The sequence below is a fragment of the Streptomyces sp. NPDC007157 genome (assembly GCF_040634235.1).
Lineage (GTDB): Bacteria > Actinomycetota > Actinomycetes > Streptomycetales > Streptomycetaceae > Streptomyces.
This window is the reverse complement of the sequence record NZ_JBEYFE010000013.1, coordinates 1-18,787: the sequence shown is the minus strand read 5'-3', so window position 1 is coordinate 18,787 and position 18,787 is coordinate 1. Positions and strand designations below refer to the sequence as shown.

Sequence of the window (18,787 nt, the reverse complement as noted above, 5' to 3'; positions counted from 1 at the left end):
TGCCGCGAACAACGAGCCGCCCCGTACCGACAGAACCTCTCTGACCTGCGCGAATTCGCCATGCAGGATGCGCACGAGGTCGAGCCTTCGATCAAGGTCCTGAACGTCCACAGTGTCTACTCGATCGAGGGCTGTTCGACGGCGAATTACTCAGCGTATTGCCCGTAAATCGTCCAGCGAACCGGCGCCGGCGAGGTACCCCGACGCCGACCCTTTCCGCTCCCCCGTCACACCCGCTGTCCCGCAACAGAATTTCATTGACGGACGAATTCACCACTCGTTGGTGAGACGTAATCAATATCGGCCGCCCCGATATGCCGTGCGCGAGTCCGGACACGCCGAAGGGCGGCCACCCCACGCCGGGGTGACCGCCCTTCGGAACCAACTACTACTGGTTGTACGGACCGTAGTCGTAGTCCTCCAGCGGAACGGCCTGGCCGGAGCCCGTGCCGAACGGCGAGTAGTCGATGTCGTCGTAGCCGACGGCCGAGTACATCGCGGCCTTCGCCTCCTCGGTCGGCTCCACCCGGATGTTGCGGTAGCGGGACAGACCCGTACCGGCCGGGATGAGCTTACCGATGATGACGTTCTCCTTGAGGCCGATGAGCGAGTCGGACTTGGCGTTGATCGCCGCGTCGGTGAGGACTCGCGTCGTCTCCTGGAAGGACGCCGCAGACAGCCAGGACTCCGTGGCCAGCGAGGCCTTGGTGATACCCATGAGCTGCGGACGACCGGAGGCCGGGTGACCGCCCTCCTGGACCACACGACGGTTCTCGTGCTCGAACTTCGAGCGCTCGACCAGCTCGCCGGGCAGCAGCTCGGCGTCGCCGGACTCGATGATCGTCACGCGGCGCAGCATCTGCCGGATGATGATCTCGATGTGCTTGTCGTGGATCGACACACCCTGCGAGTTGTAGACCTTCTGGACCTCGCCGACCAGGTGGACCTGGACGGCACGCTGACCCAGGATGCGCAGCACGTCGTGCGGGTTGGTGGCACCCACGGTGAGCTTCTGGCCCACCTCGACGTGCTCGCCCTCGCTGACCAGGAGCCGGGCGCGCTTCGAGATCGGGAACGCCGTCTCGTCGCTGCCGTCGTCCGGGGTGATGACGATCTTCTTGGTCTTCTCGGTCTCCTCGATCCGCACGCGGCCCTGGGCCTCGGAGATCGGGGCGACACCCTTCGGGGTACGGGCCTCGAAGAGCTCGACGACACGCGGCAGACCCTGGGTGATGTCGTCACCGGCCACACCACCGGTGTGGAAGGTACGCATCGTCAGCTGGGTACCGGGCTCACCGATGGACTGGGCGGCGATGATGCCGACCGCCTCACCGATGTCGACCAGCTTGCCGGTGGCCAGCGAACGGCCGTAGCACATGGCGCAGGTGCCGACGGCGGACTCACAGGTCAGGACCGAGCGGGTCTTGACCTCGGAGACGCCACGCGCGACCAGTTCCTCGATGAGGACGTCACCGAGGTCGGTGTTGGCCGGGGCCAGCACCACGCCGTCGACGACGATGTCCTCGGCCAGCGCACGTGCGTACACGCTGGTCTCGACGTTCTCCGCCTTGCGCAGCACACCGTCCGCGCCGACCTCCGCGATGTGCAGCTTGAGGCCGCGCTCGGTGCCGCAGTCCTCCTCGCGGATGATGACGTCCTGGGAGACGTCGACCAGACGACGGGTGAGGTAACCCGAGTCGGCGGTACGCAGAGCGGTGTCCGCCAGACCCTTTCGAGCACCGTGGGTCGAGATGAAGTACTCCAGCACCGACAGGCCCTCACGGAAGGAGGCCTTGATCGGACGCGGGATCGTCTCGTTCTTGGCGTTCGACACCAGACCACGCATACCGGCGATCTGACGCATCTGCATCATGTTTCCTCGGGCACCCGAGTCAACCATCATGAAGATGGGGTTCGTCTTGGGGAAGTTCTCGTTCATCGCCTCGGCGACCTCGTTGGTCGCCTTGGTCCAGATCGCGATGAGCTCCTGCGTGCGCTCTTCCTTGGTGATCAGACCGCGCTCGTACTGCTTCTGGACCTTCTCGTCCTGCGCCTCGTAGCCCGCGACGATCGCCTTCTTCGCCTCGGGGACGACGACGTCGGAGATGGCCACGGTGACACCGGAACGGGTGCCCCAGTAGAAGCCGGCCGCCTTCAGGTTGTCGAGCGTCGCCGCCACGATGACCTTGGGGTAGCGCTCCGCCAGGTCGTTGACGATCTCGCCGAGCTGCTTCTTGCCCACCGAGTAGTCGACGAACGGGTAGTCCTCGGGCAGCAGCTCGTTGAAGAGCGCGCGGCCCAGGGTGGTGCGCAGCCGGAAGGTGTCACCGGTCTGGTACTCCGGCTCGCCCTCCTCCACGGCCGGCGGGGTCCAGCCGCGCGGCGGGATGGTGCCCACCGGGAAGCGGATGTCGATCGCCGACTGGAGCGCGAGCTCGCCGGCGTCGAACGCCATGATCGCCTCGGCGGTGGACCCGAAGGCCCGGCCCTCGCCCTTGACGTCACGCAGTTCGCCGTCGGTGGTGAGGAAGAACAGACCGAGGACCATGTCCTGGGTCGGCATCGTCACCGGACGGCCGTCGGCGGGCTTGAGGATGTTGTTCGAGGACAGCATCAGGATGCGGGCCTCGGCCTGCGCCTCCGCGGACAGCGGCAGGTGCACGGCCATCTGGTCACCGTCGAAGTCCGCGTTGAACGCGGTGCAGACGAGCGGGTGGATCTGGATGGCCTTGCCCTCGACCAGCTGCGGCTCGAAGGCCTGGATGCCGAGGCGGTGCAGGGTGGGCGCACGGTTCAGCAGCACCGGGTGCTCGGCGATGACCTCTTCGAGGACGTCGTACACGACGGTGCGGCCGCGCTCCACCATGCGCTTGGCGGACTTGATGTTCTGCGCGTGGTTCAGGTCGACCAGGCGCTTCATCACGAACGGCTTGAAGAGCTCCAGCGCCATCGCCTTCGGCAGACCGCACTGGTGCAGCTTCAGCTGCGGACCGACGACGATCACGGAACGCGCGGAGTAGTCCACACGCTTGCCGAGCAGGTTCTGACGGAATCGACCCTGCTTGCCCTTCAGCATGTCGCTGAGGGACTTCAGCGGGCGGTTACCGGGACCGGTGACCGGGCGACCACGACGACCGTTGTCGAAGAGGGCGTCCACGGCCTCCTGGAGCATGCGCTTCTCGTTGTTCACGATGATCTCGGGCGCACCGAGGTCGAGAAGGCGCTTCAGGCGGTTGTTGCGGTTGATCACACGGCGGTACAGGTCGTTCAGGTCGGAGGTCGCGAAGCGGCCACCGTCCAGCTGCACCATCGGGCGAAGGTCCGGCGGGATGACCGGCACGCAGTCGAGCACCATGCCCTTGGGGCTGTTGCTGGTCTGCAGGAACGCGGAGACGACCTTCAGGCGCTTGAGCGCACGGGTCTTCTTCTGGCCCTTGCCGGTGCGGATGATCTCGCGGAGCTTCTCGGCCTCCTCGTCGAGGTCGAAGGACTCCAGGCGCTTCTGCAGCGCCGCGGCACCCATCGAACCGTCGAAGTAGGTACCGAAGCGGTCCCGCAGCTCGCGGTAGAGCAGCTCGTCGCCCTCCAGGTCCTGGACCTTGAGGTTCTTGAAGCGGGTCCAGACCTCGTCGAGGCGGTCGATCTCGCGCTGCGAACGGTCGCGCAGCTGCTTCATCTCACGCTCGGCACCCTCGCGCACCTTGCGGCGCACGTCGGCCTTGGCACCCTCGGCCTCCAGCTCGGCCAGGTCGCTTTCCAGCTTCTTGGCGCGGGCCTCCAGGTCGGCGTCCCGGCGGTTCTCGACCTGCTGACGCTCCACCGAGACGTGCGCCTCCAGGGAGGGCAGGTCGCGGGTACGGCGCTCCTCGTCGACGAACGTGATCATGTACGCCGCGAAGTAGATGACCTTCTCCAGGTCCTTCGGGGCGAGGTCGAGCAGGTAGCCCAGGCGCGACGGGACACCCTTGAAGTACCAGATGTGGGTGACGGGCGCGGCCAGTTCGATGTGGCCCATCCGCTCACGGCGCACCTTGGCGCGGGTCACCTCGACGCCGCAGCGCTCACAGATGATGCCCTTGAAGCGGACGCGCTTGTACTTGCCGCAGTAGCACTCCCAGTCCCGGGTGGGGCCGAAGATCTTCTCGCAGAAGAGCCCGTCCTTTTCCGGCTTGAGGGTGCGGTAGTTGATCGTCTCGGGCTTCTTGACCTCGCCGTGGCTCCACTGACGGATGTCGTCAGCGGTGGCCAGGCCGATCCGGAGCTCGTCGAAGAAGTTGACGTCGAGCACTATGCGTCAATCCCTCTCAGGGTTGTGAGTCTTTGGTCTGATACGGGGGCCTGGGGGTCGGCGGGGGCCTCACACGGTGGCGAGGCCCCTACCGGACTCCCGTCAGACCTCTTCGACGCTGCTCGGCTCGCGCCGGGACAGGTCGATGCCGAGCTCCTCCGCAGCGCGGAAGACGTCCTCGTCGGTGTCACGCATCTCGATGGACATACCGTCGCTGGACAGCACCTCCACGTTCAGGCAGAGCGACTGCATCTCCTTGATGAGCACCTTGAAGGACTCGGGGATGCCGGGCTCGGGGATGTTCTCGCCCTTGACGATGGCCTCGTAGACCTTCACGCGGCCGGTGACGTCGTCGGACTTGATGGTCAGCAGCTCCTGGAGGGCGTATGCGGCGCCGTAAGCCTCCAGCGCCCACACCTCCATCTCGCCGAACCGCTGGCCACCGAACTGGGCCTTACCACCCAGCGGCTGCTGGGTGATCATCGAGTAGGGGCCGGTCGACCGGGCGTGCAGCTTGTCGTCGACCAGGTGGTGCAGCTTCAGGATGTACATGTAGCCGATGGAGATCGGGTCCGGGAACGGCTCACCGCTGCGGCCGTCGAACAGCCGCGCCTTGCCGGACGGCTGCACCAGGCGGTCGCCGTCGCGGTTCGGGATGGTGTGCTGCAGCAGACCCGCCAGCTCGTCCTCACGGGCACCGTCGAAGACCGGGGTGGCGACGTTGGTGCGCGGGGCGACCTGGTCGGCGCCGATGACCTGGAGGCGCTGGGCCCAGTCGTCAGCGAGGCCGGAGACGTCCCAGCCGCGGCTGGCGAGCCAGCCGAGGTGGATCTCCAGGACCTGTCCCGGGTTCATTCGGGACGGGACACCCAGCGGGTTGAGGATGATGTCGACCGGGGTGCCGTCCTCCAGGAACGGCATGTCCTCGATCGGCAGGATCTTGGAGATGACACCCTTGTTGCCGTGTCGGCCGGCCAGCTTGTCACCGTCGGTGATCTTGCGCTTCTGCGCAACATACACACGGACCAACTGGTTGACGCCGGGCGGCAGCTCGTCGCCCTCCTCGCGGTCGAAGACGCGGACGCCGATGACCTTGCCGATCTCGCCGTGCGGGACCTTCAGCGAGGTGTCACGGACCTCACGGGCCTTCTCACCGAAGATCGCGCGCAGCAGGCGCTCCTCCGGCGTCAGCTCGGTCTCACCCTTGGGCGTGACCTTGCCGACGAGGATGTCACCGGCGACGACCTCGGCACCGATCCGGATGATGCCGCGCTCGTCGAGGTCGGCGAGGACCTCCTCGGAGACGTTCGGGATGTCCCGGGTGATCTCCTCGGGGCCGAGCTTGGTGTCACGGGCGTCGACCTCGTGCTCCTCGATGTGGATCGAGGAGAGGACGTCGTCCTGCACGAGGCGCTGCGACAGGATGATCGCGTCCTCGTAGTTGTGACCCTCCCACGGCATGAACGCCACGAGCAGGTTCTTGCCGAGCGCCATCTCGCCGTTCTGGGTGGCGGGACCGTCGGCGAGCACCTGGCCCGTGATGATCCGGTCGCCCTCGTTGACGATGACCTTCTGGTTGACCGAGGTGCCCTGGTTGGAGCGGGAGAACTTGGCCAGCCGGTAGGTGATGTAGGTGCCGTCGTCGTTGGCGGTGGTGACGTAGTCCGCGGAGACCTCCTGGACCACACCGTCCTTCTCGGCCTTGACCACGTCACCGGCGTCGACGGCGGAGCGGTACTCCATGCCGGTGCCGACGAGCGGGGACTCGCTCTTGATGAGGGGCACGGCCTGACGCATCATGTTCGCGCCCATGAGGGCACGGTTGGCGTCGTCGTGCTCCAGGAACGGGATCATGGCGGTCGCGACCGACACCATCTGGCGCGGCGAGACGTCCATGTAGTCCACGTCTTCACCGGCGACGTAGTCGACCTCGCCGCCACGGCGGCGGACCAGGACGCGGTTCTCGGAGAAGCGCATGTCGTCGTTGAGGCCGGCGTTGGCCTGCGCGATGACGAATCGGTCCTCTTCGTCGGCGGTCAGGTAGTCCACCTCGTCGGTGACCTGGCCGTCGACGACCTTGCGGTACGGGGTCTCGACGAAACCGAACGCGTTGACGCGACCGTAGGAGGCGAGCGAGCCGATCAGACCGATGTTCGGGCCTTCGGGGGTCTCGATCGGGCACATACGGCCGTAGTGCGACGGGTGCACGTCACGGACCTCGAAGCCGGCCCGCTCACGGGAGAGACCACCCGGGCCAAGAGCCGACAGACGGCGCTTGTGGGTGAGACCCGACAGCGGGTTGTTCTGGTCCATGAACTGGGACAGCTGGCTGGTGCCGAAGAACTCCTTGATGGAGGCGACGACCGGCCGGATGTTGATCAGGGTCTGCGGCGTGATCGCCTCGACGTCCTGGGTGGTCATGCGCTCACGCACGACGCGCTCCATACGGGCCAGACCCGTACGGACCTGGTTCTGGATGAGCTCGCCGACGCTGCGCAGACGACGGTTGCCGAAGTGGTCGATGTCGTCGGTCTCGACGACGATCGAGCCACCGCTGTCGCCGACCGTCTCGGTCTCGCCGGCGTGCAGCTTCACCAGGTACTTGATCGTCGAGATGATGTCCTCGACGGTCAGGATGCCGGCGTCCAGCGGGGCGTCCGCGCCCAGCTTCTTGTTGACCTTGTAGCGGCCGACCTTGGCGAGGTCGTAACGCTTCGGGTTGAAGTACAGGTTCTCCAGGAGCGTCTGCGCGGCCTCGCGCGTGGGGGGCTCGCCCGGACGCAGCTTGCGGTAGATGTCGAGCAGCGCGTCGTCCTGGCCCTGGGTGTGGTCCTTCTCCAGGGTGGCGCGCATGGACTCGTACTCGCCGAACTCCTCGAGGATCTGCTCGGTGGTCCAGCCGAGCGCCTTGAGCAGCACGGTGACCGACTGCTTGCGCTTGCGGTCGATACGGACACCGACCATGTCGCGCTTGTCGATCTCCATCTCCAGCCAGGCACCCCGGGACGGGATGATCTTGGCGGAGAAGATGTCCTTGTCGGACGTCTTGTCGATCGAGGAGTCGAAGTAGACACCGGGCGAACGGACCAGCTGCGACACCACGACACGCTCGGTGCCGTTGATGACGAAGGTGCCCTTGTTCGTCATGAGCGGGAAGTCGCCCATGAAGACCGTCTGGGACTTGATCTCACCGGTCTCGTTGTTGGTGAACTCCGCCGTGACGAAGAGCGGGGCGGCGTACGTGAAGTCGCGCTCCTTGCACTCGTCGATGCTGTTCTTCGGCGGCTCGAAACGGTGGTCGCGGAACGTCAGCGACATCGACCCGGAGAAGTCCTCGATCGGGGAGATCTCCTCGAAGATCTCCTCCAGACCGGACTTGGTGGGGACGTCCTGACCGGACTCCAGAGCCTCCTCGACCCGACTCTGCCAGGCGGTGTTGCCGAGCAGCCAGTCGAAGCTCTCGGTCTGCAGCGCGAGCAGGTTGGGAACCTCGAGAGGCTCCTTGATCTTTGCAAAAGAGATGCGCAGCGGGGCGGTGCTGGCGCCGTTGTTCGTATTCGCGTTCGAGGCAGTGCGCGAGGCGGCCAAGAGGGGGTCCTTCCGAGGGCTCGGACTCACTACGCGCTCCCCGGTCCCTTCCCGGACACAGAGACGGAAACCCCAAGTCAGAGGAGGTTCGGTCGTCGGCATTCGGGTGAGGGCAGACCCCTGGTGACGGGCAGGGGACAGCTAACAGGCAGCGCAAAGGGTCAGTGTAGCCACTTGGCACACTGATGTCCAGTCTCCATTTTCTGAGACCCTCGCCATCGTCAACGCCTGCGTCACATGCCTGCCTTCAACGCACGTTGATACTGCCCTCTTCGTCGCCGATCCATGCCTCGGATTCGGACCGTTCTGGCGACGCGTCCTGAGAATTGCGCGCTGCGTGCGGTTCGTCAAGGCCCCCCTGCGCAAACCCGGTGCGCCAGGGACACGACGAAGATCACCATACCCCCCGCCGGAGCGGGTGCAAGGCAACCGTGGTCGGCCTCCCAGGAACGCCGAAGAGCGACCACCCGGATGGATGATCGCTCTTCGCGGTCCGCGCGTTACAGCCCCGGAGGACGTGTTTCAGCGCACAGAGGTCTGGTCGACCTCAGAGGCCTTACTTGACCTCGACGGAGGCGCCGGCGCCCTTGAGGGACTCGGCGGCCTTCTCGGCGGCGTCCTTGGCGACCTTCTCGAGGACGGGCTTCGGGGCGCCGTCCACGAGGTCCTTGGCCTCCTTCAGGCCGAGCGAGGTCAGCTCACGCACGACCTTGATGACCTGGATCTTCTTGTCGCCGGCACCGGTGAGGATGACGTCGAACTCGTCCTTCTCCTCCTCGACCGGGGCGGCGGCGGCCGGACCGGCCGGGCCCGCGACGGCAACCGCGGCGGCGGCGGTGACGTCGAACTTCTCCTCGAACGCCTTCACGAACTCGGAGAGCTGGATGAGGGTCATGCCCTCGAACTCGGCGAGCAGTTCGTCCTGGGTGAGAGCCACGATGGCTTTCCTTCCACTAATTCGGCTGGTGCCGGATGTACATGTCTGGCGGGCGTACGTTCGGCCCGCTAACGACCTCTGCCTCGGGCGGGGAGCCTCAGGCGGCGGTCATTTCGGGAGCCGAATTACTCGGCACCGCCCTGCTCGTCCTGCTTGGCACGGAGCGCGTCCACGGTGCGGACGAGCTTCGAGGGAAGCGCCTGGAAGAGCTGAGCAGCCTGCGTCTGCTTGCCCTTCATGGCGCCCGCCAGCTTGGCGAGCAGAACCTCGCGGGACTCGAGGTCCGCAAGCTTCTTGATCTCGTCGGCGGACAGCGCCTTGCCGTCAAGGACACCGCCCTTGATGACGAGGTTCGGGTTGTCCTTGGCAAAGTCACGAAGACCCTTCGCCGACACCACCGGGTCACCGGTGACGAAGGCGACCGCCGTCGGACCGTTGAACAGGTCGTCGAGCGTCGAGATCCCGGCCTCGTTGGCCGCAATCTTGGTCAGCGTGTTCTTCACCACGGCGTACTGGGCGTTCTCACCGAGCGAACGACGCAGCGTCTTGAGCTGCGCCACGGTGAGACCCCGGTACTCGGTCAGCACGGCGGCGTTCGAGCTGCGGAACTGCTCCGTCAGCTCGGCTACCGCGGCAGCCTTGTCGGGCCTTGCCATAGAGCGTCGGCCTCCTTCCGGGTGATGAGGACCGCTCAGAAGGGGCTGGGAAAACGAAACGCCCCGGCGCAGGCGCACGGGGCGTAGCTCGACCGATCACACACACCTGAGCGCGTGTCCCGGGAGCACTTCCACAGTCACCTGCGCGGGTCGTCCGCGGTTCAGCGGATCCTTCGGCCGCCGCGCCCTCTTACGAGCACACGGCAACGACCAGCGGTCTTTGGCTTCGTTAGGAGAGTACGGGACCGGTGCACTGTCGAGCAAATCCGGCCCTGCGACGCCGCCGTGCGGGGCTCAGGAGGCGGTGCCGCCCGGCTTCTTCAGCAGCGTCCTGAGGTCCTCGGTGTCGCCGGCCGGGGGCCGCTCGGCGGTGACCCGCACGCCGTAGTCGCTGTAGTAGGCGGTCTGGGTCATCGCGCCGTTCGCCGTGGCGGCCTTCTCGACCTTCTTGACCAGCAGGTCCTTGTCGTCGATCCAGATGTCCACGGTCTCGGTGCCGACGCCGGCCTGGGCGAGCTGGTCGCGCAGCTCGCTCCGGCCGCTCAGGTCGGAGACGCTCACCGTGCCCGAGTAGTGGGTGGTGTGCACGCCGAAGACCTGCTCCTCGCCCGTCCTGCGTACGTCCCCGGAGGCGAGCAGCAGGCGCACCGACCGGTTGGGCGTGGTGGTGCGCATCAGGTCGGCCATCATCGCGCCCGCGCCGCCGCCCAGGGTGGCCAGGTAGTCGTACGGGTACTTGATCCAGTGCTTGCCGCCCAGCCGGCGGGCGAATGCGGGGCCGACCTTGGCGTAGTAGGCGTCCTGGAGGTAGCGGGTCTCCAGGGACGTGGAGTCGAGGTCGCGCATCAGGTCGGCGGTGCTGCCGCCGGTGTACGTGATGGTGAGCGTGCCGGTGAGGTCGTCCGTCCAGTCGAGGGCGCCCTCGGCCTTCGTGGACATCAGGGAGCCCAGGGCCGTGGTGGAGCGGACCCGCACCGACCGGGCCAGGTGCGTGGACCGCTCGGCGGAGCGCAGGGCGGCGAGGGCGCGGGCCTGAGGGGCGGTGCCGCTGCCCTCGGGGGCCGGGCCGGACGCGGAGGTGCAGGCGGCCGCCCCGGTCAGCGTGGTTGCCACCGCGATCGCCACGGCCGCCCGGCGCACCCTCGACCTCGTCATCTCGGCCCACCCCCATACGAGTCCCGCACCCCTGACGCTAACTCAGGCCGCTGACGGCCGGGGCGGAAGCCCACCGAAGGCCGGGCCGGCGCAGCCAGGAAAACGAGACCGGGCCCCACACCGAAAGACGAGGCCGGGCCCCACACCGGGAAACGGGACGGGGCCCCAGACCGGAAAACGGGCCGGAGCCCCACATCGGAAAACGGGACGGGGCCCCAGACCGGAAAACGGGCCGGAGCCCCACATCGGAAAACGGGACGGGCCCCGCAACCCTCTCGGGTTGCGGGGCCCGTCCTGATGCTGACGCGTCCCTGACGCGGCTACCGGACCGAGCGCGGGGCTCAGACGGCGGCCGGGTCCTCCTCGGTGAGGAGGTTGCGGGTGCGGTTCGAGTCGACCGGGATGCCGGGGCCCATCGTGGTGCTGATGGCGGCCTTCTTGATGTAGCGGCCCTTGGCGGCGGACGGCTTGAGACGGAGGATCTCCTCCAGCGCGGCGCCGTAGTTCTCCACCAGCTTGTCGTCGTCGAAGGACGTCTTGCCGATGATGAAGTGCAGGTTCGAGTGCTTGTCGACGCGGAACTCGATCTTGCCGCCCTTGATCTCGGTCACGGCCTTGGCGGTGTCCGGGGTCACGGTGCCGGTCTTCGGGTTCGGCATCAGACCACGCGGGCCGAGGACGCGGCCGAGGCGGCCGACCTTGCCCATGAGGTCCGGGGTGGCGACGACGGCGTCGAAGTCCAGACGGCCCTTCGCCACCTCGTCGATCAGTTCGTCGGCGCCGACGATGTCGGCGCCCGCGGCACGCGCGGCCTCGGCACGGTCACCGGTCGCGAAGACCAGGACCCGGGCGGTCTTACCGGTGCCGTGCGGGAGGTTCACGGTGCCACGGACCATCTGGTCGGCCTTGCGCGGGTCGACACCCAGGCGGAAGGCGACCTCGACGGTGCCGTCGAACTTGGTCGTGGAGGTCTCCTTGGCGAGACGGACGGCCTCGAGCGGGGCGTACAGCTTGTCCCGGTCGATCTTCTCGTCCGCAGCGCGAAGGGCCTTGCTGCGCTTGCTCACAACTTGCTCCTGTGGGTTCTGAAGGAGTCGTGGTGTACGGGCCGAGCAGGCCCTACCACGGTGGTTCTACGAAGGTGGGGTTCAGCCCTCGACCGTGATGCCCATGGAACGGGCGGTGCCGGCGATGATCTTCGACGCGGCGTCCAGGTCGTTGGCGTTCAGGTCGGGAAGCTTGGTCTGGGCGATCTCGCGGACCTGCGCCTCGGTGATCTTGGCGACCTTGGTCTTGTGGGGCTCGCCGGAGCCCTTCTCGACACCAGCGGCCTTGAGGATCATCTTCGCGGCCGGCGGGGTCTTGGTCACGAAGGTGAAGGAGCGGTCTTCGTAGACCGTGATCTCGACCGGGATGACCCAACCGCGCTGCGACTCGGTCGCGGCGTTGTAGGCCTTGCAGAACTCCATGATGTTGACGCCGTGCTGACCGAGCGCGGGGCCGACCGGCGGGGCCGGGTTCGCCGCACCGGCGTTGATCTGGAGCTTGATAAGCCCCGTGACCTTCTTCTTCTTGGGAGGCATAGCTCTCCGGGTCCTTTCCATTCGGGTCCTGCCCACACCCGGGGACCACCCGGACACAGGCATACCGCACAACGATAACGGGTATGGATGCGCGGCCAAAAACGAGGAGGTCAGGGGGCTCACTCCGGAGCCGACCCTGACCTGTCCTACTTAGGGGCGCGGGGCCGCGTTGATGCGGCCCCACCGGCCCTCAGTCGACGAACGACCGACTCAGTTCTTCTGAATCTGATCGAACGAAAGCTCGACGGGCGTCTCACGCCCGAAGATCTCCACCAGACCCTTGACCTTCTTGGAGTCGGGGTTGATCTCGTTGATCGTGGCCTGCAGCGTGGCGAACGGACCATCGGTCACCGTCACCGAGTCGCCCACCTCGAAGTCCAGCACCTGGACCTCGACCTTACGCTGCGGCGCCGGCTTGCCCTCGGCCTCCGCCGCCTCGCGCGCCGCCTTCTCCTCGGCCTCCGGCGCGAGCATCTTGACGATCTCGTCCAGGGTCAGCGGGTAGGGGTCGTAGGCGTTGCCGACGAAGCCGGTGACACCCGGGGTGTTGCGGACGACGCCCCAGGACTCGTTCGTGAGGTCCATGCGGACGAGCACGTAACCGGGCAGCTTGTTCTGCTTGATGGTCTTGCGGTCGCCGTTCTTGATCTGGACGACCTCTTCCTGCGGCACCTCGGCCTGGAAGATGTAGTCCTCGACGTTCAGCGAGACGGCGCGCTGCTCCAGGTTGGTCTTCACGCGGTTCTCGTAGCCGGCGTAGGTGTGGATGACGTACCACTCGCCCGGCAGCAGACGCAGTTCCTCGCGGAGCGCCTGGACGGGGTCGACCGGCTCGGCGGGCTCTTCCTCGGCGGCCTCTTCGGCCTCGTCGGCGTCTGCCTCGGCGGACTCGTCGGTCTCCTCCGCGTCGACGTCCTCGTCTTCGTCCTCGACGTGGACCGCGGTCTCCTCGGCCGGCTCCCCCAGTTCGGCCTCTGCAGCCTCGAACTCGTCCTGCTCGTCCGCGCCCTCGACGATGTCGAGCTCGTCGTCGACCGTCTCAGCCGCCTGCCCGCGGGGCTCGGTGGCGTCGTCGTTCAGGTTCGGGTCAGACACGATGGCTGCTTCTTCCTGGATACATAGGGGTGGAACATGCGAAAACGGGCGCCGGTACCACGGCGCCCTTCGCTCTGTGCTCAGCCGAAGACGTACTTGGCAGCGTGGTTGAGTCCATAGTCAATCACGGTCACCAGAGCGATCATGATGGCGACGAAGAAGATCACCACGGTGGTGTACGACGTCAGCTGGTTACGAGTCGGCCAGACGACCTTGCGGAGCTCCGCGACGATCTGGCGATAGAAGGTGGCGAGGCGCTTCAGCGGGCCCTTCTTGGCACGCTTACCGCCCTTGCGGGCCTTCTTCTTGGACTCCGACACCTCGTCCTGGGCATCAGGCGTATCGATGGAGCCCACGGCGTCCGTCATTCATCCTCACCTGATCCCGGGTCGTGGCCGTGCCGCGCCCGGTTCCTGAGCCGCACGGCGGTGCAATGCTTGTACGTACATGCGCACACATCCTGGCGGTGTGTGTAGCAGGGCCGGAGGGACTTGAACCCCCAACCGCCGGTTTTGGAGACCGGTGCTCTACCAATTGAGCTACGACCCTTTGCTGTGTCCCCCAACGTACCGCATCCGGCCGAGTGCTCGGAGTGCACCCGCTCGGTCGCGCCTGCTGAAGGCCAACGAGGAGAGAGTGTACGTGGTCCGCGGCGCCGCGTCGAACAGAAAGTGGCAGTCCGGGGCGACCGTACGGAAGATCGTCCTGGCGGGGGGCGGGATCCGCACGCTTGTTCACGGTCCGGCCCGTGGTTGTTCAGTCTGTGAAACCGGCGTGCCAGGCAGGTTTCCGGTCTGAAACGATGGGCCCCATGAGCGCTGCAACCCCTCCCACCGAGCGCCGGGTCTCCGCCCGAGTCGGCGCGATCTCCGAGTCCGCCACCCTCGCCGTGGACGCCAAGGCCAAGGCCCTGAAGGCCGCCGGGCGCCCGGTGATCGGCTTCGGCGCCGGTGAGCCCGACTTCCCGACCCCGGACTACATCGTCGACGCCGCGATCGAGGCCTGCAAGAACCCGAAGTACCACCGGTACACGCCGGCCGGCGGTCTGCCCGAGCTGAAGGCCGCGATCGCCGCGAAGACGCTGCGCGACTCCGGCTACGAGGTGGACGCGAGCCAGGTCCTCGTCACCAACGGCGGCAAGCAGGCGATCTACGAGGCCTTCGCCGCGATTCTGGACCCGGGCGACGAGGTCATCGTCCCCGCCCCGTACTGGACGACGTACCCGGAGTCGATCCGTCTCGCCGGCGGTGTCCCGGTGGACGTGGTCGCCGACGAGACCACCGGCTACCGCGTCACCGTGGAGCAGCTGGAGGCGGCGCGCACGGAGAGGACGAAGGTCCTGCTCTTCGTCTCCCCGTCCAACCCGACCGGCGCGGTCTACAGCGAGGCCGAGACCGAGGCGATCGGCCGCTGGGCCGTCGAGCACGGCCTGTGGGTGCTGACCGACGAGATCTACGAGCACCTCGTCTACGGCGACGCGAAGTTCACCTCGCTGCCGGCGATCCTGCCCGAGCTGCGTGACAAGTGCGTCGTCGTCAACGGTGTCGCCAAGACGTACGCGATGACGGGCTGGCGGGTGGGCTGGGTCATCGGCCCCAAGGACGTCGTCAAGGCGGCCACTAACCTCCAGTCGCACGCCACCTCGAACGTCTCCAACGTGGCGCAGGTCGCCGCACTGGCCGCCGTCTCCGGCGACCTGGCGGCCGTGGCGAAGATGCGCGAGGCCTTCGACCGGCGCCGCAGGACCATCGTGCGGATGCTCAACGAGATCGACGGCGTGGTCTGCCCGGAGCCCGAGGGCGCCTTCTACGTGTACCCGTCGGTCAAGGCGCTGCTCGGCAAGGAGATCCGCGGCAAGCGCCCGGCCTCCTCGGTGGAGCTGGCCGAGCTGATCCTGGAGGAGGCCGAGGTCGCGGTCGTACCCGGCGAGGCCTTCGGCACGCCCGGTTACCTGCGGCTGTCGTACGCGCTCGGTGACGAGGACCTCGCCGAGGGCGTGAGCCGGATGCAGAAGCTGCTGGCCGAGGCGCAGGACTGACCATCTTTCCGCGCTCCACGCGCGCGTGCGGGCCGTTTCCCCACCGGGAGGCGGCCCGTTCGCGTGTGCGAGCAAGGCCACTAAAGGGGAATCGGCTACCGGTACGGCGGTCGCGTACGGCAGGATCCTGGAATGGAGCACGTACGTGATGTCTCTGAGCTGCCGAAGGCTCATCTGCATCTGCACTTCACCGGTTCGATGCGGCCGGCGACCGTCCTGGAACTGGCCGACAAATACGGTGTCCGCCTTCCGGAGGCGCTGACCGACGCCCTGACCAGCGGCGAGCCACCAAGACTGCGGGCCACCGACGAACGCGGCTGGTTCCGCTTCCAGCGGCTGTACGACGCCGCGCGCTCCTGTCTGAGAGAGCCCGAGGACATCCGGCGACTGGTCCGCGAGGCCGCCGAGGAGGACATCAAGGACGGCTCGGGCTGGCTGGAGATCCAGGTGGACCCGACGTCGTACGCCCCGCGCCTGGGCGGGCTGATCCCGGCGCTGGAGATCATCCTGGACGCGGTGGAGACGACGTCCCGGGAGACGGGCCTCGGCATGCGCGTCCTGGTGGCCGCGAACCGTATGAAGCACCCGCTGGACGCGCGCACGCTCGCGCGGCTGGCCGTGCGGTACGCGGACCGGGGCGTGGTCGGCTTCGGGCTCTCCAACGACGAGCGCCGGGGCATGGCGCGGGACTTCGACCGGGCGTTCCACATCGCCCGTGAGGGCGGGCTGCTGGCGGCCCCGCACGGCGGCGAGCTGACCGGTCCGGCGTCGGTGCGGGACTGTCTGGACGATCTGCACGCCTCGCGGATCGGGCACGGCGTGCGGGCGGCGGAGGACCCGAGGCTGCTCAGGCGCCTGTCGGAGCGGGGCATCACCTGCGAGGTGTGCCCGGCCTCCAACGTGGCCCTGGGCGTCTACGAGAAGCACGAGGACGTCCCGCTACGCACGCTCTTCGAGGCGGGCGTCCCGATGGCGCTGGGCGCCGACGACCCGCTCCTGTTCGGCTCCCGCCTGGCCGCCCAGTACGACATCGCGCGCGTGCACCACGGTTTCACGGACGCCGAACTGGCGGAGCTGGCCCGGCAGTCGGTACAGGGTTCGGCGGCGCCGCAGGACGTGAAGGCGAAGCTCCTGACAGGCGTCGACGAGTGGCTCGCCGCGCCGGTGTCCTGAACGGGGCCTTCGCCAGGGCCGTCGCGCGGGCCTTCGTCAGGGCCCTCTTCAGGGACCTTCGTCCGGGGCCTTCGTCAGGGCCTTCGGAAGTGGGTGTACGGCGGGTACGCCTTGAAGCAGACCAGCACCTCGACGGGGTGTCCGCCGCCGGGCGGCTGTCGCAGCCCCCACAGCCCCGACAGCAGTGCCGAGTGTCCTTCGGCCACCCGCTTCTGCCGGGGTCCCCAGCCGGCCGTGTAGGCCAGGGACATGGCGGTCTCGGCGAAGACGTCCCGGCCGCCGAAGAGGAAGAAGGTGTTCGCGTGGGTGGTGTGCCGTAGCTCGTCCCGGCGGTCGTGGTACCGCCACCGCGCCCGCCAGGCGGCGGCGTCCCGCGCGGTGCGCGCCTCGTCGGTGCGGACGGTGAGCGGGACCCCGCCCTGCCGCAGCCGCCGGCGCAGCCCGGGCCACTGCGAGGCGCGCAGGCCGAGCGGGCCGTGGGCCAGGACGAGATCGACGAGCGGCCCCTGCCCCTCGTCGGGCGGTACCCCGTCCCGCAGCGGCACATGGACGATCGTGTGCGGTGAGTGCGCGGCGAACGAGAACAGCCCGGCGAGCCGGTTGAGCCCGTCGTGGTCGCCCATGAGGGTGCCGACGGGCGCGGGTTGGCGCAGGGAGGTGTGGCGCAGGGGCTGTCGGGGCTGGACGACCCGGTACTCGCGCGGGCCGGTGCGGGGCCGGAACTCGCGCAGTCTCAGCCGCATGGGGCGTGCCTCATGCCATGAGGATCGCGGGCGGCCCAGTCCCTCGGCAACGGAGATTCCGTCGAGCAGGGTGCGCACGAGCCGGGCGGCGAACGCGGGAACGGTGAAGCAGGGAGTGGGAGCGGCGTACTGAAGCGGTCCACGAGAAGCGGAGGCCGCGCCGGATACGGTCCCCCCGCACCGCTCAGTACGCCGGTACGGCCGCTACAGGCTCACGCCCACGGTCACCGGCTCGTTGACGAGCGTCACACCGAACGCCCTGTGGACACCGGCGACGACTTCCCGCGCCAGCTCCAGCAGGTCCTCGGTCGTGGCCTCGCCCCGGTTGGTCAGCGCCAGCGTGTGCTTGGTGGAGATCCGGGCCGGCCCGCTGCCGTACCCCTTGCCGAACCCGGCCTTGTCGATCAGCCAGGCCGCCGAGGTCTTGGTACGCCCCTCCCCCGCCGGGTAGGCGGGCGGCTGGGCCTCGTCCCCGAGCCGCTCGCGCACGCGCGCGTGGAAGTCGGCGAGCTGCTCGTCCGTGAGGATCGGGTTGGTGAAGAAGGATCCGGCCGACCAGGTGTCGTGGTCCTCGGGGTCGAGCACCATCCCCTTCCCGGCGCGCAGTTCGAGCACGGCCTCACGCGTGCGGGCCAGCGGCGCCCGGTCCCCCTGAGCCACTCCGAGCGCCCGCGCGGCCTCTGCGTACCGCACGGGTGCCGACAGCCCGCCGGCGTCCTCCATCCCGAAGCGGACACGCAGGACGACATAACGCTCGGGGTCGGCCTTGAACCGGCTGTGCCGGTACGAGAAGGCGCACTCCTCGTTGGCCAGCGTCACCGTCTCGCCGGACCGCCGGTCGTAGGCGACGACCTCGGTGATGGTCGAGGAGACCTCCTGGCCGTAGGCCCCGACGTTCTGGATGGGCGTGGCGCCCGCGGACCCCGGGATCCCGGCGAGGCACTCGATGCCCGCGAGACCCGCCTCGACGGTGCGGGCGACCGCGTCGGTCCACACCTCGCCGGCCGCCAGCTCCAGCGTCGTACCGCGCGCTTCGAAGCCGGTGGTGGCGATGCGCAGGGCGGTGCCGTCGAAGCCCTTGTCGCCGATGACCAGGTTAGAACCGCCGCCGATGACCAGCAGCGGGGTCCCGCTGTCGTCGGCCTCGCGGACGGCGGCGATCACCTCGGCGTCGGTGGTCGCGGTGACCAGCCGGGTGGCGGGGCCGCCGAGCCGGAAGGTGGTGAGGGGGGCGAGGGGGGCGTCGTGGAGTTCCTGCACGCGCCCAAGACTACGAGACGCCACCGACACTCCCTCCGTGCTCTCCCCGTCACGAGCCGCACGCGCGCGTGGGGCCCCCGGCCCCCCCGCGCCCGCGCCCCGGCCGCCGGCCCCCCCGACGAGGGCGGCACGACGGCCGGGGGGGGCGGGGGGGGGGGTGTGGGGGTGGGGCCCGGGGTTGCGGGCGGGGGGCTGGGGGACGCGGGTGCGCCACACACTGCGCGGGTGGTAGCGGCGTTGGCCGGGGGTGAAGTCGACGGGCTGGTCGCAC

The 18,787-nt window shown here is 68.2% G+C and carries 13 protein-coding genes and 1 tRNA gene; 2 read left to right on the top strand and 12 right to left on the bottom strand.

Annotated features, from left to right (window positions below; all coding sequences use genetic code 11):
• Nucleotides 1-388: 388 nt before the first annotated feature.
• The 10 genes from ABZ642_RS23520 to ABZ642_RS23475 all read right to left on the bottom strand — a co-directional run bounded on the left by ABZ642_RS23520 (nt 389) and on the right by ABZ642_RS23475 (nt 13,851).
• Nucleotides 389-4,288 (bottom strand): DNA-directed RNA polymerase subunit beta', encoded by a 3,900-nt coding sequence (locus ABZ642_RS23520; RefSeq protein ID WP_360487370.1) that lies wholly within the window; start codon nt 4,286-4,288, stop codon nt 389-391.
• Between the two features lie 102 nt (nt 4,289-4,390).
• Complete coding sequence (rpoB, locus tag ABZ642_RS23515) at nt 4,391-7,876, bottom strand: DNA-directed RNA polymerase subunit beta (RefSeq protein ID WP_360487367.1); 3,486 nt, start codon at nt 7,874-7,876, stop codon at nt 4,391-4,393.
• Nucleotides 7,877-8,432: 556 nt separating this feature from the next.
• Nucleotides 8,433-8,816 carry a 50S ribosomal protein L7/L12 gene (gene rplL / locus ABZ642_RS23510; RefSeq protein WP_093499670.1) on the bottom strand — a complete coding sequence of 128 codons (384 nt, stop codon included), beginning with the start codon at nt 8,814-8,816 and terminating at the stop codon, nt 8,433-8,435.
• 122 nt (nt 8,817-8,938) lie between these two features.
• A complete protein-coding gene (gene rplJ / locus ABZ642_RS23505; protein WP_360487364.1) occupies nt 8,939-9,469 on the bottom strand; it encodes a 50S ribosomal protein L10 in 531 nt (176 codons plus the stop codon).
• Nucleotides 9,470-9,763: 294 nt separating this feature from the next.
• Nucleotides 9,764-10,624, bottom strand: coding sequence for a hypothetical protein (locus tag ABZ642_RS23500; protein ID WP_360487361.1), 861 nt, complete (start codon nt 10,622-10,624; stop codon nt 9,764-9,766).
• A 341-nt stretch (nt 10,625-10,965) separates the two neighbouring features.
• Entirely contained in the window at nt 10,966-11,691 is a 726-nt protein-coding gene (gene rplA, locus ABZ642_RS23495) for a 50S ribosomal protein L1 (RefSeq protein ID WP_360487358.1), read from the bottom strand.
• A gap of 81 nt (nt 11,692-11,772) precedes the next feature.
• The gene (gene rplK, locus ABZ642_RS23490) at nt 11,773-12,207 is read right to left on the bottom strand and encodes a 50S ribosomal protein L11 (protein ID WP_037858373.1); all 435 of its coding nucleotides are present in this window, start codon (nt 12,205-12,207) and stop codon (nt 11,773-11,775) included.
• Nucleotides 12,208-12,417: 210 nt separating this feature from the next.
• A complete protein-coding gene (gene nusG / locus ABZ642_RS23485) occupies nt 12,418-13,302 on the bottom strand; it encodes a transcription termination/antitermination protein NusG (RefSeq protein WP_360487355.1) in 885 nt (294 codons plus the stop codon).
• Nucleotides 13,303-13,382: 80 nt separating this feature from the next.
• Nucleotides 13,383-13,670 carry a preprotein translocase subunit SecE gene (gene secE / locus ABZ642_RS23480; protein WP_053661906.1) on the bottom strand — a complete coding sequence of 96 codons (288 nt, stop codon included), beginning with the start codon at nt 13,668-13,670 and terminating at the stop codon, nt 13,383-13,385.
• A gap of 108 nt (nt 13,671-13,778) precedes the next feature.
• A tRNA-Trp gene (locus ABZ642_RS23475) sits at nt 13,779-13,851 on the bottom strand.
• A gap of 262 nt (nt 13,852-14,113) precedes the next feature.
• Here ABZ642_RS23475 and ABZ642_RS23470 point away from each other — a divergent pair.
• Entirely contained in the window at nt 14,114-15,340 is a 1,227-nt protein-coding gene (locus ABZ642_RS23470) for a pyridoxal phosphate-dependent aminotransferase (RefSeq protein ID WP_360487352.1), read from the top strand.
• Nucleotides 15,341-15,472: 132 nt separating this feature from the next.
• Nucleotides 15,473-16,513, top strand: a complete 1,041-nt coding sequence (locus ABZ642_RS23465) for an adenosine deaminase (RefSeq protein WP_360487349.1) — start codon at nt 15,473-15,475, stop codon at nt 16,511-16,513.
• Nucleotides 16,514-16,587: 74 nt separating this feature from the next.
• On the opposite strand, the gene ABZ642_RS23460 is transcribed toward ABZ642_RS23465, so the two are convergent.
• Both ABZ642_RS23460 and ABZ642_RS23455 read right to left on the bottom strand, forming a co-directional pair.
• A complete protein-coding gene (locus ABZ642_RS23460; protein ID WP_360487346.1) occupies nt 16,588-17,256 on the bottom strand; it encodes a hypothetical protein in 669 nt (222 codons plus the stop codon).
• Nucleotides 17,257-17,460: 204 nt separating this feature from the next.
• Nucleotides 17,461-18,516 (bottom strand): UDP-N-acetylmuramate dehydrogenase, encoded by a 1,056-nt coding sequence (locus tag ABZ642_RS23455; RefSeq protein ID WP_360487343.1) that lies wholly within the window; start codon nt 18,514-18,516, stop codon nt 17,461-17,463.
• Nucleotides 18,517-18,787 lie beyond the last annotated feature (271 nt).

Coding starts and splice junctions, on each gene's coding strand:
- rplJ (WP_360487364.1), bottom strand. CDS start 9,469: ATGGCAAGGCCCGACAAGGCTGCCGCGGTAGCCGAGCTGACGGAGCAG.
- ABZ642_RS23500 (WP_360487361.1), bottom strand. CDS start 10,624: ATGACGAGGTCGAGGGTGCGCCGGGCGGCCGTGGCGATCGCGGTGGCA.
- rplK (WP_037858373.1), bottom strand. CDS start 12,207: ATGCCTCCCAAGAAGAAGAAGGTCACGGGGCTTATCAAGCTCCAGATC.
- secE (WP_053661906.1), bottom strand. CDS start 13,670: ATGACGGACGCCGTGGGCTCCATCGATACGCCTGATGCCCAGGACGAG.
- ABZ642_RS23470 (WP_360487352.1), top strand. CDS start 14,114: ATGAGCGCTGCAACCCCTCCCACCGAGCGCCGGGTCTCCGCCCGAGTC.
- ABZ642_RS23465 (WP_360487349.1), top strand. CDS start 15,473: ATGGAGCACGTACGTGATGTCTCTGAGCTGCCGAAGGCTCATCTGCAT.
- ABZ642_RS23460 (WP_360487346.1), bottom strand. CDS start 17,256: ATGCGGCTGAGACTGCGCGAGTTCCGGCCCCGCACCGGCCCGCGCGAG.